Consider the following 15,167-nt stretch of genomic DNA (forward strand, 5'->3'; position numbering starts at 1 on the left):
GAGGAGGAAAAGAAGATGAAGTTAGGAACCATTGGATGTGGACTTATCGCAAATGCGATTCTTGGAGGAATTGTGAATAACAAATTGATTAATCCGGCTGAGATTCTGGTGTCGGATATCTATCTGCCAAGCCTTGAAAAGATCAAGGATACTTTGGGAGTTAATATTACACAGGATAATAAAGAAGCAGCAAAAGCAGATATTGTATTGATTGCAATTCATCCAAGGTTCTGTCCGGATGTGTTCGATGAAATTGCCGAGACTGTCCAGAAAAATGGAACCATCGTATGGTCTGTGGCAGCAGGTGTTACACTGGATGAGATTCAGTCACACATCGGCGCTGATCAGAAGATCGTCCGTACCATGCCGAATACTTGTGCTACGGTTGGAGCAGCGGTAACCGCAGTAGCGCCGAACGATAACGTTACAGAAGAAGAGGTGGAAGAACTTACAAGATTGATCGGAGGATTCGGGGCAGCAGAACGGATGCCAGAGAGACTGCTGAATGGAATTATTCCGGTTACTGGTTCGTCTCCGGCGATGATCTTCATGTTGATAGACGCAATGGCAAATGGAGCCGCAAGAGAAGGATTTCCATGGGATCAGGCAATCCGTCTGAGTGCACAGGCTGTAAAAGGAAGTGCAGAGATGGTCCTGAAGTCAGGAAAGCATCCGGCAGAGTTGCAGAATCAAGTATGTACCCCTGGAGGAATTACGATTGAGATGGTCAAGAAGTTGGAAGAATGCGGCTTCCGCAATGCAGTAATGGAGGCAATGGGAGCCTGCACAGAAAATCTGGATGATAGAAAAGGAGAATGAGAAATGAAGGTTGGAATATTAGGCGCAGGCGGTATTGCTCGCAAGATGGCACTTACATTGAACGGAATGGAAGGGGCTGATGCATATGCAGTTGCTTCCCGGAATCTGCAGAAGGCGCAAAGATTTGCAGAGGATGAGCATGTTGAGAAAGCCTATGGCTCTTATGAGGAGATGCTGGCTGATGAGAACGTAGATCTGGTTTATATCGCGACCCCACATTCTCATCATCTGGAACATGCAAAATTATGTATTACCTATGGAAAGCCGGTATTGTGTGAAAAAGCGTTTACTGCAAATGCGAAACAGGCAAGAGAACTTCTTGATTATGCAAAAGAAAAGCACGTATTTATCACAGAGGCAATCTGGACCCGCTATATGCCGTCTCGAAGGATTATCACAGATATTCTGGAAAGTGGAGAGCTTGGAGAACTACAAATGCTGAGTGCGAATCTGGGGTATGAACTGTCTGGAGTAGAACGTCTGATCAAGCCGGAACTTGCCGGCGGAGCACTGCTGGATGTGGGTGTATATCCAATCAATTTCGCCAGTATGTTCTTTGGAAATGATATCGAGAAAATCACTTCAACTTGTGTAAAAATAGATTCCGGCATGGATGCAGAAGATGCGATGATCTTCAGTTACAAAGATGGACGTATTGCAACATTGCACGCAGGAATGATGGCCGCAACAGAGCAGTACGGCATCATCTACGGAACCAAGGGTTATCTGATCGCATATAATATCAATAATATTGACAAGATCGAAGTGTTTACAAAGGACAGAACATTAGTCCGCACCATAAAAGTACCAAAGCAGATCACCGGATACGAGTATGAAGTCGAGGCCTGCAAGAGAGCGTTGGAAGATGGACAATTGGAATGTGAAGAAATGCCACACAGCGAGACCGTGAAGATTATGGAACAGATGGATGCACTTCGAGAAGACTGGGGAGTACGGTATCCATTTGAGTAGAGAGGGCAATCAATGAATTATTATATTAGTGACCTGCATCTATTCTGCTGTAGTCAGATTGACAATGGCGGGAGAAATTACGATGGAAGGCCATATCAATCATTAGAGGAGATGCATATGGATATTCTTACCAGATGGAACCGGAAGATTACAAATGGTGATACGGTGTACATTCTCGGTGATGTCAGTATGCGAGGGAAAAATGAAGAACTGCTGTCCTTGATTGCGAGACTGAAGGGAAAGAAAATCCTGATCAAGGGTAATCACGATGATCTGTCTGATTATCGTCTGAAGCAGTTGTTCTATGAGATATGCGACTATAAAGAAGTGACAGATTCCTACGGCGGAAGAGCTTATAAACTGGTGTTGTCCCATTATCCAATTCTGATGTGGAACGGACAGCACAAAGGGACCATTCTCTTATACGGTCATACCCATAAGTCGGAAGAGGATGTATTCTTTCAATCTTGTATAACACGCATGAATCAAGACGAAAAGATTCATCGCAAAGGAGAAGCAGAATATCGTGCATACAATGTGGGATGTATGCAGCCTTATATGGATTATGAACCAAGGAGTCTGAAGGAAATATTAGAGTGGGGCGAGTCTGAATAAAACTGCCATACTCTGTACTAAGTTACCAAAAGGTCAGAGACGGGAGGTAGAAAGATGGCATATGAAAAGCTGTTAAATGAGATATACGCAGCAGTTTCATTAAAGTATCTGTGGGCAGAATATAAGCCTGTCTTCATCAAAAGTGAATCTCCGGACTGGATCAATGAGACCATGGACTTTGGACTGGAAGTCAGTCAGGCACTCATGCCAGACGATGGAAAGACAGAATCCTTCATTGAACAATATCTGGGATGTCGGAAAGAAGAACTCCCGGAATCGGCAATCGAACGGTACGGAGATCGGCTGTACTTTTACAACGGAAGATTCTGGGCTGTGTTACCCGATCCGGAACTAGAGCAGGATTATCTGAAAAAAGCAGAGTATCGATTCGACAGGAAGTTGGAAAAACTAAATGCCAACTACAAGAACAAACGCTATAATGGATTGTATCTGTTCTTACATCCGACAGACGAGACAACGATTGATGCACAATCTCTATTCGAATACATGGAACAACGCCAGAAAAATGAAAAAGTACAATTCGACTGGGTATTCCTGAATTGCAGCAAAGTGATATATGTGTGCAATTATATCGCAGGTACATTGGAACCCATCGTACTGCCCGAGAATGCAGAGAATTTCCTGAATACAGAAGCAGAATATCTCAGGTATCTGAAGGAATGGGGCGAAGGAGTGGCGTTGGATGAAGCAGAGGAATAGATATCGCGATAGTTGAATTATATTTGAAGGTAGAGAGATTGTAATGACCGGGGAGGGGATATTTATTGAATAATTATGAAATCGAAGTTAAACTGCCGGTTAATAATCTAGAAGAAATAAAAGAAAATGGTGGAACTGGAACTTTTCATGAAGGATACGGTGAGAACATCTTATCTGAGCATGTTGGCGGGAAGTCTTGATGAAGCTCTTGCTACGAGAGAAAATAAATGATTATAGGCAAATGGAAAAAGCAATAGGGAAATTGAGGTGACTCCAATGAATAAAATTAAGATTATAAAGAAAAATAATGATTATTCTTCGGAATACGACATTGGTGACATTTTTACTATCGAGGGTACCTGGTATGGCGGTGTTCATATCACAGGCAAAACCGGTGTTCCGGTCTCTCTTGACAAGGACGAATATGAGGAATTAGAGTCAGAACCGATTGCCTCAGAACCTGAAGAGGAACAGCCGGCAGAGGTAATGAACAGGGATATCCGTGTGGGTGATATCGTGCAGCATTTTAAGCGTGAGTGGGTATCTGCGGATACTTCGGAGTATCTGTATAAGGTGCTTGCGTTTGCGTCACATACAGAGACAGGCGAGAGACTGGTGATTTATCAGGCGTTATACGCGCCGTTTAAAGTGTGCGCCAGACCGTATGCGATGTTCATGAGTGAAGTGGACAGACAGAAGTATCCAGATGTGAAGCAGAAGTATCGGTTTGAGAAGGTGGAAGATTAACGATGGATAAGAAGAGTGAGAAGATTGTGTGATGGTGAGAAAAGGAATCTGGAAGATTTGTTTGAACGTTTATCCCAGTCGAAGTTTCGCAGTGGGTTTCATCTAAAAGAAAAGGATAAGAAATATGTGCTTGATAAAGGCGGTGACAAGATTCGGGAGCATGCCAGGGACTTTGTCAGTCAGCGCCTGGCGCCAGCGGTGATTCCCAATGACGGTAAACAAACACCGATGAAGGGCCATCCGATTTTTATTGCGCAGCATGCTACGGCTTGCTGCTGCAGAGGCTGTCTGGAGAAATGGCATCATTTTCCCAGAGGAAAGGAACTTACCGAAGAGCAGCAGGATTATGTGGTAGATGTGCTGATGGAATGGGTCGGTCGTCAGATGGAGGGGGACGAAGTCTCTGAAATAGAGATGGAAGAAAAGTATGAACAGATGACACTGCCGTTTTAATAATTAGGAGGAAGAGAAAGATGTATAAGAACATTGAGAAGCAAGTGAAGTTAGCATTAAAGGATCAGGTAGAGTATTTGGAGGGCCAGGTTGTCAGCAAGACGCTTGTTCAGAACAATTCTGTCAGCATGACTTTATTTTCCTTTGACAAAGGGGAAGAGATTTCCACTCATTCTTCCGGTGGAGATGCAATGGTGACGGTGCTTGAAGGAAAAGGCCGCTTTACGGTGGCGGAGGATGTGTTCTACCTTGAGGAGGGCGATACACTAATCATGCCAAAGGGAATCCCACATGCGGTTTATGGAGAAGAACGATTTAAAATGCAATTAATCGTGTCATTTTAATTTGGGAATCTATCCTATTGATTGAACTAATGGGGCAGGCAATATGAAGTTAGAGTATACCGTGATCAGGAGCAATAGAAGAACGATAGGATTGGAAGTAAAACCAGATGGGCAGGTGATTGTCCGTGTACCCATAAGACTTCCTGATTCAGAAATTTGTAAGTTTGTGCATAAGCATGAAGAATGGATTCAGAAGCACCAGGAGATTGCCAGACAAAGATTGGAAGAACGACCGCCGGTTGAGAAGCTTACCATGCAAGAGATTCAGGAACTTGCGGATCAGGCAGTGAAAGTGATTCCACAGAGGGTGGCATATTATGCGCCAAAGATAGGTGTCGATTATGGGAGAATCACAATCCGTAATCAAAAGACCAGGTGGGGAAGCTGCAGCGCGAATGGGAATCTGAATTTCAACTGTCTTCTGATGCTGACACCGTCGGAAGTCATTGATAGTGTTGTGGTTCATGAGCTTTGCCATCGAAAAGAGATGAATCATTCAGACAGATTCTATGCAGAGGTGCTTCGGGTATTCCCAGATTATTGGAAATGGAATAGGTGGTTGAAGGAGAATGGCGGTCAGCTGATGCAGAGATGTGTATGAAAATCGATATTACTGGCAAAGAAGTTTTTTGAACGTTCAAAGACCGGATTTCCGAAGTTCAAGTCAAAGCATCACAGCCGGAATGCATATACTACGAAATATGGTTGTTATGCCCGATTCCGGGCTAAAAAACGAACCGCCGGGTAGTACTTATGCGATTGTATTCTTTACGACAGTCATACAGGGAATGACAATGAAGTATGTATATCAGAAAATTGACAAGAAAATATCAACGCTTTAAAGTGTTGAAGTTTTGGGGCGGTGGTGTTATACTAGATACAGTCTCCAGAGGAGATGATCATCAAAGGAGTTTGACTATATGATTCATGTATTATTCATCTGCCACGGCAACATATGCCGTTCCCCGATGGCGGAGTTCGTCTTTCGTGACATGGTAGAGAAACGTGGCCTGGGTGACCAGTTTCATATCGCCTCTGCTGCTACAAGTTCAGAAGAGCTTGGCAATCCGGTTCACTATGGAACGGTGAATAAATTAAAACAATATGGAATCAGTACCTCAGGGAAATATTCCGTGAAGCTTCAGAAGAAGGATTATCAGAAGTATGACTATCTGATTGGGATGGAATACCGTAATATTCGTAACATAGACAGGATCATTGGTTCCGACCCGGAGCACAAGGTATGCAAGCTTCTGGACTTCTCAGAGAATCCAAGAGATATCGCAGACCCCTGGTATACCGGGAATTTTGACCGGACATACGATGACATTGTAGAAGGATGCGAAGGTTTCCTGAATGATCTGATTGGAAAAGGACTTGTGTCAGAGCAGATAAGGTGAAAACAGGAGGAGATAGAGAGATGTCAATGAGATTGAACCATGAATTACCGCTGCCGGATGTGTTGAAGGCTCAGTACCCGGTACCGGAAGAGGTAAAGAAGATTAAGAAGATACGAGATGATGAGATCCGTAAGATATTTACCGGAGAATCTGATAAGTTTGTTGTACTGGTAGGACCTTGTTCTGCAGACAATGAAGAGTCGGTGTGTGAATATGTCAATCGTCTGAAAAAGGTTGCAGATAAAGTATCCGATAAATTAATGATTATTCCGAGAGTATATACGAATAAACCGCGTACCACAGGAGATGGGTACAAAGGAATGCTGCACCAGCCTGACCCGGAGAAGGAGCCGGATCTGTTGGCAGGTATCGTAGCAATCCGCAAGATGCATATCCGTGTTATGGAAGAGACGGGGCTTTCTTCTGCAGATGAGATGCTGTATCCAGAGAACAGAAGTTACTTGGATGATGTATTGTCTTATGAGGCAGTCGGTGCCCGTTCCGTTGAGAATCAGCAGCATCGTCTGACGGCCAGCGGTATGGATATTCCGGTGGGAATGAAGAATCCGACCAGTGGAGACCTGGCAGTGATGTTGAATTCCGTAACTGCAGCACAGCATCCACATCGTTTTATTTATCGCGGAAATGATGTGACCACCAGCGGAAATGAACTGGCGCACACGATTTTAAGAGGCGGCGTTGACAAATACGGCACAACCATCCCGAACTATCACTATGAAGACCTTGCACGTCTGGCAGATATGTATGCAAAGAAGGATTTGAAAAATCCGGCGGTCATCGTAGATGTGAACCATTCAAACTCAGGGAAGAAGTTCAAGGAGCAGATCCGGATTACCAGTGAAGTCCTTCACAGCAGAAATTATAATCCGGAACTTAAGAAACTGGTCAAGGGGATTATGATTGAGAGCTATCTGGTGGAAGGCAGACAGGATATCTGTGACAATCTGACTTATGGGCAGTCTATCACAGATCCGTGCCTTGGATGGGAAGATACGGAACGATTGATCTACGATATCGCGGAGAAATGCTAATCACAGAGGATAGAGAAGTGAAGTTGGCATATAAGAATAGAAGATAAGATATGACGTGTATAATATGAAAAGATATGTCAGAAATCGATAGCAAATGTTGATTTCTGACATATCTTTTTATAGAAAAATAATACTTTGAATATCAAAGTACTTGACAAACACGCTTACCGGATATATACTTTGAAAGTCAAAATAATTTAAAGTCAAAATAAATCAGAGGAATGCATATGACAGGAATAATATGTGGGACGGGGTCATACGCACCGTCGTATACAATGGATAACAACGATATTGCGAAGCTGGTGGAGACCAGTGATGAATGGATTCAGGAAAGAACGGGTGTGGTAAGAAGACACATCATTCAGGGAGAGACAACGGTTTCTATGGCCTGTGAAGCGGCGAAACGTGCGTTGGATAATGCAGAAGTAACGCCAGAAGAGATAGATCTGATTCTGGTATCGACCATCTCTTCGAATGTGATTCTTCCCTGTGCTGCATGTGAAGTGCAGAAGGAACTCGGGGCAATGAATGCCACCTGCTTTGACTTGAGTGCGGCGTGTACGGGGTTTGTGTTGGCTTATAATACCGCAGCAGCATATCTTGCCGGGGGAATATATAAGACGGCATTGATTATCGGAAGTGAGAGCCTTTCAAATCTGACCAATTGGAAGGACAGAGGAACCTGTATCTTATTTGGAGACGGTGCTGGAGCTGCAGTGTTGAAGGCAGAAGATCAGAAGTTTTATCTGCCAGTCACTCATTCCGATGGATTAAAGGGAGTGGCACTTACTTGTAAGAGCAGACATGACTGTAATGGTCTGACTTCAGAGATAGCTGCAGAGTCCCTGGTGGATGAAGCACATTTTATGCAAATGGATGGGCAGGCGGTCTTTAAGTTTGCGGTAAAAAAAGTACCGGAAGTCATTCGCGAAGCATTGAAAAGAAATAAGATGACTCAGGAAGAGATTGACTGGTATATCTTACATCAGGCGAACCGAAGGATTGTAGAAGCCGTGGCAAAGCGCCTGGAGGAACCAATCGAAAAGTTTCCGATGAATCTGCAGGAGTATGGCAATACTTCATCGGCAAGTATTCCGATTCTGTTGGATGAAATGAACCGTACCGGTAAGCTGAAGGCTGGACAGAAGATCATGATGGCAGGATTCGGTGCAGGACTTACCTGGGGAGCGACGATCATTGAGTGGCATTCTTAGAAGAGGAATGGCATCATAGCGATGATAAAGCGGAGATAAACTGGCAAGTTCCAGTTTATATAGATATCATATTATAAGATGCAGAAAATGCCAGTGGCTACTTTTCTGCAAAGAACAAATCAAGAAAAGGAGATTAATTGTATGTTGGAAACAATCAAAAAATTAGTGGCAGAAAATCTTGGAGTAGACGAAGCTGATATTACAGAAGCGTCTTCATTTAAAGAAGATCTTGGAGCAGATTCTCTGGATCTGTTTGAATTGGTAATGGCTCTGGAGGATGAGTATGGAATTGAGATCCCAACAGAAGATCTGGAACAGATTGCAACTGTAGGGGATGTTATGGAATATATCAACGAACACAAAGAATAATAGAAGTGGGGTTTTAATATGCAGACAGAAGTAACCAGATTATTAGGAATCGAATATCCAATTATTCAGGGAGGTATGGCATGGGTCGCAGAATATCATCTGGCGGCAGCCGTATCGGAAGCAGGAGGACTTGGCTTAATTGGAGCTGCCAGTGCTCCGGCAGAATGGGTAAGAGAGCAGGTACAGGAAGCGAAGAAGTTAACGGATAAGCCTTTTGGCGTTAACATTATGCTTATGAGTCCTTATGCAGACGAAGTGGCACAGGTAATCGTAGAAGAGGGCGTTAAAGTTGTGACTACCGGAGCTGGTAATCCTGAGAAATATATGAAGATGTGGAAAGAGGCAGGAGTAAAGGTGATTCCTGTGGTTGCTTCTGTTGCGTTGGCAAAGCGTATGGAGCGTTGTGGTGCCGATGCGGTAGTGGCAGAAGGATGTGAGGCAGGAGGACATATCGGAGAGAATACGACTATGGTCCTGGTTCCGCAGATCGTGGATGCGGTAAATATTCCGGTCATTGTAGCTGGTGGTATCGCTGATGGAAGAGGAATCGCAGCAGCATTTATGCTGGGTGCGAAGGGAGTCCAGATGGGAACTCACTTTGTCGTGACAGATGAATCACAGGTTCACGAGAATTATAAAGAGAGGATTATCAAGGCGAAGGATATCGATTCCAGGGTAACTGGAAGAACCACAGGACATCCGGTCCGTGCCCTTCGCAACGACATGACGAAGAAGTATCTGGAATTGGAAAATAAAGGAGCAAGCTTTGAAGAACTGGAGCAGCTGACACTGGGCGGACTTCGAAGAGCTGTAGTAGATGGAGATGTGAAGAACGGAAGTGTCATGGCAGGACAGATTGCCGGTATGGTAAAAGAAAGAATGTCTTGTGAGGAATTGATTACTAAGTTGGTAAGCGAGACAGATGCAATGATAAAAGGAGCAGGTTTTTATGAGTAAGATTGCATTTATCTATCCAGGGCAGGGTGCCCAGAAAGCTGGAATGGGTGCAGATTTTTATGAGAAGAGCGAGATCGCAAGAGAGATCTTTGATCAGGCAAGTGATGCGTTGAATCTGGATATGAAGGCACTTTGCTTTGAAGAAAATGAGAAGCTTGACATTACAGAATATACACAGGCAGCGCTGGTTACCACTTGCCTTGCGATGACCAGAGTTGTGGAAAAGAGAGGACTTACACCGGATTGCACCGCAGGCTTAAGCCTGGGAGAGTATTGTGCAATCGCTGTGGCAGGCGGGATGAAGGATCTGGATGCCATCCGCCTGGTGCGTAAGCGTGGAATCCTGATGCAGAATACTGTCCCTGCCGGGGTGGGAGCAATGTGTGCGGTCATGGCAATGGATGCAGAAGAGATTGAACGTGTCATTGAAGACATAGACGGAGTGACTATTGCCAATTATAACTGCCCGGGACAGATTGTAATTACAGGTAAGAAAGAAGCCGTTGAAGAAGCGGCAGAACGATTGAAAGAAGCAGGGGCAAAACGTACCGTTATGTTGAATGTCAGCGGTCCGTTTCATTCACCGCTTCTGGTTCCTGCAGGAGAAGAACTTGCAAAAGAACTGGAGCACACAGAAGTGTATCCGCTGAAAGTGCCATATGTGACCAATGTGACTGCTTCCAGAGTAGAAGATATTACACTGACCAAAGCACTTTTGGCAGAGCAGGTAAGTTCTCCGGTACGCTGGATGCAGAGTATGGAGGCTATGATAGAAGATGGCGTCGATACATTTGTAGAGATTGGACCGGGAAGAACACTGGCAGGTTTTATGAAAAAGATTAACCGTAATGTGAAAGTTTACAATATCGCGTCCTGGGATGACGTTGAAAAAGTAGTAGGTGAATTATGTTAGAAAATGGATTGGAAAAGAAGGTTGCTGTTGTAACGGGCGCTTCTCGTGGAATTGGCAAGGCAATCGCAGAGAAGCTGGCATCTCTGGGAGCTATGGTCATCGTAAATTATAACGGTTCCAGAGAAAGGGCCGAAGAAGTGAAAGCCGAAATTGAGGCAGCACAGGGAAAGGCAGAAATCTGCCAGTGTGACGTGTCTGATTATGAGGCATGTGAGACATTTATCCAAAATGTGATCAAAGAATATGGTCATCTGGATATTCTGGTTAATAACGCAGGAATTACTCGTGATGGTCTCTTGATGAAGATGTCAGAAGAAGATTTTGATCAAGTGATAAATACGAATCTGAAAGGCGCATTTAACACCATTCGTTTTGCCAGTCGCCAGATGTTGAAGCAGAGAAGCGGACGAATTATCAATCTATCTTCGGTTGTCGGTGTGGCAGGAAATGCCGGTCAGGCAAATTATGCGGCATCTAAGGCCGGTGTGATCGGCCTTACAAAGGCAGCAGCAAAAGAGCTGGCATCTCGTGGAGTTACGGTCAATGCGATTGCTCCGGGATTTATTGAGACAGATATGACACAAGTATTGCCGGAAAAAGTGAAAGAAGCGTCTGTTGCGCAGATTCCGTTAGGAAAGTTTGGAAAACCAGAACAGGTAGCGGCAGCAGCTGCATTTCTGGCATCAGAAGATGCGGCATATATCACCGGACAGGTGCTACACGTAGACGGTGGCATGGTGATGTAGCAGCCAACAGTTAGCTAGAATGTTGTGTTTCAGGATAGAAGGAGACAGTGAGTATGAAGAGAAGAGTTGTAGTGACGGGGCTTGGAGCTGTGACACCAATCGGAAATACGGTGGAAGAGTTCTGGACAGGTATCAAAGAAGGAAAAGTAGGAATTGGGGAGATTACCAAATTCGACACGACCGATTATAAAGTGAAACTGGCAGCAGAAGTCAAAGGATTTGTGGCAAAAGAGCGTATGGATTTCAAAGCTGCAAAGCGTATGGAATTATTCTCCCAGTATGCAGTCGCAGCCGCAAAGGAGGCATATGAAGATTCCGGCCTGGAGATTGAGAAGGAAGACCCGTTTTGCGCGGGTGTGATCGTTGGTTCTGGTATCGGAAGCCTGCAGACGGTAGAGCGCGAGTATGAGAAGATATTGACTAAGGGACCGGGAAGAGTGAATCCTCTGATGGTGCCGTTGATGATATCCAATATGGCAGCCGGAAATATTTCCATTCAGTTAGGGTTCCGAGGAAAATGCACGAATGTCGTGACTGCATGTGCGTCTGGAACAAACTGTATCGGGGATGCATTCCGTGCCATTCAGTATGGGGATGCGGATGTGATGTTGGCAGGAGGAACAGAGAGTTGTATCTGCCCGACAGGAGTTGCTGGATTCACTAGCCTGACTGCATTATCAACCTCTCAGAATCCGATGCGCGCATCCATTCCATTTGACAAAGACAGAGATGGATTTGTCCTTGGTGAAGGTGCTGGCGTAGTCATGCTGGAAGAACTGGAACATGCGAAAGCAAGAGGTGCCAGGATCTATGCAGAGGTTGCCGGCTACGGTGCAACAGGAGATGCTTACCATATCACATCCCCTGCAGAAGACGGCAGCGGTGCGGCAAAAGCAATGATGCTGGCAATGGAAGAAGGCGGAATCGAACCGTCTCAGGTGGATTATATCAATGCACACGGAACCAGTACGCACCACAACGACCTGTTCGAGACCAGAGCCATCAAAGTGGCGTTGGGAGATGCGGCAAAGGACGTAGTCATCAACTCTACCAAATCTATGATTGGGCATCTGCTCGGTGCAGCCGGCGGTGTCGAATTTATCACCTGTGTCAAATCCATCCAGGATGGATTCATTCACCAGACTGTAGGCACAGAAGTTGCTGACGAAGAATGCGACCTGAATTACGCAATCGGCGCTCCAGTCGAAAAAGACGTGAATTACGTGTTGACCAACTCCCTGGGATTTGGCGGGCATAATGCAACCCTTCTGCTGAAAAAATATGAGGGGTAACAAAGCTGACGAAAAGAATCATAGCTTGTGAAGCATAACATAGTAGGTCGATAGAATCCAAATTGGCGAAAAGCCATAGGTGGAGGGAAGCATAATTGAAGAAGAAAAGCATAGAAAGAGATAGAAAGGGCCTGAGATTTATGGAATTGGAAAACCTTATTCAACTCATAGAAGCTGTATCTGCGTCCGAATTAACCGGATTAAAATACGAAGAAAACGGAATGAAACTGCATATGACTAAGAAAAAAGATCAGGTACAGGTCATATCCGCGCCAATGACGATTCCGGCAGCAACCATCAGTACGGGAGAAGCTGCAAACGTAACAACTACCATGATGGCAACCGATCCTGCAACCCTGGCAGCCACTATGACAGCAGTCGGTAATCCATCTGGTGTTTCCGAAGAAAACACTGGAAACACAACAGTTGCGACAGAGACAACACCACAAGGAAAAATTGTAGAATCCCCACTGGTAGGAACCTTCTATGCAGCACCGGCAGAAGACGCAGCACCATTCGTAGCTGTAGGAGACAGCGTCAAAAAAGGCCAGACATTGGCAATCATAGAAGCAATGAAATTAATGAACGAAATCGAAAGCGAATACGACGGAATCATAGAAGAAATCCTCGTCAAAAACGGCCAGCCAGTCGAATATGGCCAGCCAATTTTCAGAATTCGTTAATTTGGGTACAGGGCAAAAGTCAAATAGGTACACCACATTTTTTAATTAGGGACGTAGTATACTTCAATTTTACTACGTCCCCAGGAGGTAGTATGAAGCATTTGGATATTAATCAGATCAAGGAAATTATCCCGCATCGTCATCCGTTTTTGTTATTGGATTATATTGAGGATTATGAGCCGGGGCAGTATGCGGTTGGTTATAAATGTGTATCTTACCGTGAGGAGTTTTTTGCGGGGCATTTTCCGCAGGAGCCGGTGATGCCGGGGGTTCTGACGGTGGAAGCATTGGCACAGGCTGGTGCGGTTGCAATCTTGAGTATGGAAGAGAACAAGGGCAAGATCGCGTATTTTGGCGGAATTAATAAGTGTAAGTTCAAAGGGAAGATTGTCCCTGGGGACAAGGTGCGTCTGGAGACGAGAATTATTAAGCAGAAGGGGCCCGTCGGTGTTGGTGAGGCGATTGCCAGTGTGGACGGCAAGACGGTTGTCAGTGCGGAACTGACATTTATGATTGGATAGTCGAGGTGGACAGCATGATCAAGAAAGTATTAATTGCTAACCGAGGTGAGATTGCAGTGCGCATTATCCGTGCCTGCAGAGAGATGGGAATCGAGACGGTGGCGGTGTATTCGGAGGCGGACAGAGAAGCCTTGCATACGAAACTGGCGGATGAGGCGGTCTGTATCGGGCCTGCTCCATCCAGCGAGAGTTATCTGAGCATGGATCGAATCTTAAGTGCTACGATCGTGACGGGGGCAGATGCCATCCACCCGGGCTTTGGTTTCTTATCAGAGAACAGCAAGTTCGCAGAATTGTGTGAACAGTGCAATATAACGTTTATCGGACCGGGTTCACAGGTCATCGCAAAACTTGGCAACAAGCAGGAAGCAAGAAATACCATGGTAGCAGCAGGTGTCCCAGTGATTCCGGGCAGTACAGAACCAATCTATGATGCCCAGACAGGAGCTCGAATCGCAGCTAAGATCGGCTATCCAGTCATCGTCAAAGCGGCTCTTGGCGGCGGTGGAAAAGGAATGCGAGTTGCGAATACACCGGAAGAATTCGAGCAGAGTTTCCAGACAGCACAGAAGGAAACGCAGATGGCCTTTGGCGATAACACCATGTATATCGAACATTTTGTACAGCATCCGAGGCATATTGAGTTCCAGATCCTGGCAGACAGTTATGGAAATGTGATTCATCTGGGTGAGCGTGACTGTTCGATTCAGCGTAATCATCAGAAGATGATTGAAGAATCACCATCCATAGCCCTGACCGAAGAATTACGGACCAGGATGGGAGAGGCGGCAGTAAAGGCGGCAAAAGCAGCTAATTATGTCAATGCGGGAACCATAGAATTCTTGCTGGAGAAGAATGGAAATTTTTACTTTATGGAAATGAATACACGAATTCAGGTAGAGCATCCGGTGACGGAATGGGTGACGGGAATTGATCTGATCAAAGAGCAGATCCGTATCGCGTCCGGCAAAAAATTATCTTATACACAGGATGAAGTCCACCTGAGCGGTCATGCGATTGAATGCCGAATTAATGCAGAGAATCCCGAGAAAGGATTTCGCCCTTCCCCAGGGACTATCACGGATATGTATCTGCCGGGAGGAAAGGGAATTCGTATTGATTCTGCTATATATAGCGGATACACCATTCCGCCGTATTATGATTCCATGGTAGCGAAGCTGATCGTATGGGCGAAGAATCGTAATGAAGCAATCCGCAAGATGCAGTGTGCATTAGGAGAAGTGATTATTGAAGGAATCGATACCAACGTGGATTATCAGTATGAGATATTGAATCATCCGGATTATCTTGCCGGCAATATAGATATTGAGTTTATCGAAAAGATGTAAA

Annotated in this window: 20 protein-coding genes; all 20 read left to right on the top strand. The window is 45.1% G+C overall.

Annotated features, from left to right (window positions below; translation table 11 throughout):
- Positions 1–15 precede the first annotated feature (15 nt).
- The 20 genes from proC (at position 16) to ACQRBH_RS01980 (ending at position 15,166) form a co-directional block, all read left to right on the top strand.
- On the top strand, positions 16–819 hold the full coding sequence (gene proC / locus ACQRBH_RS01885) for a pyrroline-5-carboxylate reductase (RefSeq protein ID WP_427742960.1): 804 nt from the start codon (positions 16–18) through the stop codon (positions 817–819).
- 3 nt (positions 820–822) lie between these two features.
- Positions 823–1,791: a Gfo/Idh/MocA family protein gene (locus tag ACQRBH_RS01890; RefSeq protein WP_427742959.1), complete on the top strand. Its 969-nt coding sequence runs from the start codon at positions 823–825 to the stop codon at positions 1,789–1,791.
- A gap of 12 nt (positions 1,792–1,803) precedes the next feature.
- Positions 1,804–2,406: a metallophosphoesterase gene (locus ACQRBH_RS01895; RefSeq protein WP_427742958.1), complete on the top strand. Its 603-nt coding sequence runs from the start codon at positions 1,804–1,806 to the stop codon at positions 2,404–2,406.
- A 54-nt stretch (positions 2,407–2,460) separates the two neighbouring features.
- Entirely contained in the window at positions 2,461–3,126 is a 666-nt protein-coding gene (locus tag ACQRBH_RS01900; protein WP_235232301.1) for a hypothetical protein, read from the top strand.
- Between the two features lie 65 nt (positions 3,127–3,191).
- Positions 3,192–3,326, top strand: coding sequence for a hypothetical protein (locus tag ACQRBH_RS01905; RefSeq protein ID WP_427742956.1), 135 nt, complete (start codon positions 3,192–3,194; stop codon positions 3,324–3,326).
- A gap of 76 nt (positions 3,327–3,402) precedes the next feature.
- The gene (locus ACQRBH_RS01910; protein ID WP_427742955.1) at positions 3,403–3,873 is read left to right on the top strand and encodes a DUF1653 domain-containing protein; all 471 of its coding nucleotides are present in this window, start codon (positions 3,403–3,405) and stop codon (positions 3,871–3,873) included.
- A 15-nt stretch (positions 3,874–3,888) separates the two neighbouring features.
- Complete coding sequence (locus ACQRBH_RS01915) at positions 3,889–4,326, top strand: DUF4186 domain-containing protein (protein WP_427760780.1); 438 nt, start codon at positions 3,889–3,891, stop codon at positions 4,324–4,326.
- Between the two features lie 20 nt (positions 4,327–4,346).
- Positions 4,347–4,670 carry a cupin domain-containing protein gene (locus tag ACQRBH_RS01920; protein ID WP_427742953.1) on the top strand — a complete coding sequence of 108 codons (324 nt, stop codon included), beginning with the start codon at positions 4,347–4,349 and terminating at the stop codon, positions 4,668–4,670.
- Positions 4,671–4,713: 43 nt separating this feature from the next.
- Positions 4,714–5,271 (top strand): M48 family metallopeptidase, encoded by a 558-nt coding sequence (locus ACQRBH_RS01925; protein WP_235232297.1) that lies wholly within the window; start codon positions 4,714–4,716, stop codon positions 5,269–5,271.
- Between the two features lie 319 nt (positions 5,272–5,590).
- The gene (locus ACQRBH_RS01930; RefSeq protein WP_235232296.1) at positions 5,591–6,070 is read left to right on the top strand and encodes a low molecular weight protein-tyrosine-phosphatase; all 480 of its coding nucleotides are present in this window, start codon (positions 5,591–5,593) and stop codon (positions 6,068–6,070) included.
- Positions 6,071–6,090: 20 nt separating this feature from the next.
- Positions 6,091–7,122, top strand: a complete 1,032-nt coding sequence (locus ACQRBH_RS01935; protein WP_427743747.1) for a 3-deoxy-7-phosphoheptulonate synthase — start codon at positions 6,091–6,093, stop codon at positions 7,120–7,122.
- Between the two features lie 227 nt (positions 7,123–7,349).
- A complete protein-coding gene (locus ACQRBH_RS01940; protein ID WP_427760781.1) occupies positions 7,350–8,336 on the top strand; it encodes a beta-ketoacyl-ACP synthase III in 987 nt (328 codons plus the stop codon).
- A gap of 141 nt (positions 8,337–8,477) precedes the next feature.
- On the top strand, positions 8,478–8,705 hold the full coding sequence (acpP, locus tag ACQRBH_RS01945; protein WP_427743745.1) for an acyl carrier protein: 228 nt from the start codon (positions 8,478–8,480) through the stop codon (positions 8,703–8,705).
- An 18-nt stretch (positions 8,706–8,723) separates the two neighbouring features.
- The gene (fabK, locus tag ACQRBH_RS01950) at positions 8,724–9,662 is read left to right on the top strand and encodes an enoyl-[acyl-carrier-protein] reductase FabK (protein WP_427760782.1); all 939 of its coding nucleotides are present in this window, start codon (positions 8,724–8,726) and stop codon (positions 9,660–9,662) included.
- On the top strand, positions 9,655–10,575 hold the full coding sequence (fabD, locus tag ACQRBH_RS01955; protein ID WP_427743742.1) for an ACP S-malonyltransferase: 921 nt from the start codon (positions 9,655–9,657) through the stop codon (positions 10,573–10,575). Before fabK ends, fabD begins: the two co-directional genes overlap by 8 nt.
- Positions 10,569–11,321 (top strand): 3-oxoacyl-[acyl-carrier-protein] reductase, encoded by a 753-nt coding sequence (fabG, locus tag ACQRBH_RS01960; RefSeq protein ID WP_235232291.1) that lies wholly within the window; start codon positions 10,569–10,571, stop codon positions 11,319–11,321. The genes fabD and fabG overlap by 7 nt, the downstream gene beginning before the upstream one ends.
- A 53-nt stretch (positions 11,322–11,374) precedes the next feature.
- Positions 11,375–12,613: a beta-ketoacyl-ACP synthase II gene (gene fabF / locus ACQRBH_RS01965; protein WP_427743741.1), complete on the top strand. Its 1,239-nt coding sequence runs from the start codon at positions 11,375–11,377 to the stop codon at positions 12,611–12,613.
- Positions 12,614–12,753: 140 nt separating this feature from the next.
- Positions 12,754–13,296 carry an acetyl-CoA carboxylase biotin carboxyl carrier protein gene (accB, locus tag ACQRBH_RS01970; RefSeq protein WP_427743775.1) on the top strand — a complete coding sequence of 181 codons (543 nt, stop codon included), beginning with the start codon at positions 12,754–12,756 and terminating at the stop codon, positions 13,294–13,296.
- 92 nt (positions 13,297–13,388) lie between these two features.
- Positions 13,389–13,817: a 3-hydroxyacyl-ACP dehydratase FabZ gene (fabZ, locus tag ACQRBH_RS01975; RefSeq protein WP_427743740.1), complete on the top strand. Its 429-nt coding sequence runs from the start codon at positions 13,389–13,391 to the stop codon at positions 13,815–13,817.
- 14 nt (positions 13,818–13,831) lie between these two features.
- Positions 13,832–15,166: an acetyl-CoA carboxylase biotin carboxylase subunit gene (locus ACQRBH_RS01980; protein ID WP_235232288.1), complete on the top strand. Its 1,335-nt coding sequence runs from the start codon at positions 13,832–13,834 to the stop codon at positions 15,164–15,166.
- Position 15,167: the final 1 nt, after the last annotated feature.

This window comes from Bariatricus sp. SGI.161, assembly GCF_050313695.1.
Lineage (GTDB): Bacteria > Bacillota > Clostridia > Lachnospirales > Lachnospiraceae > JAFBIX01.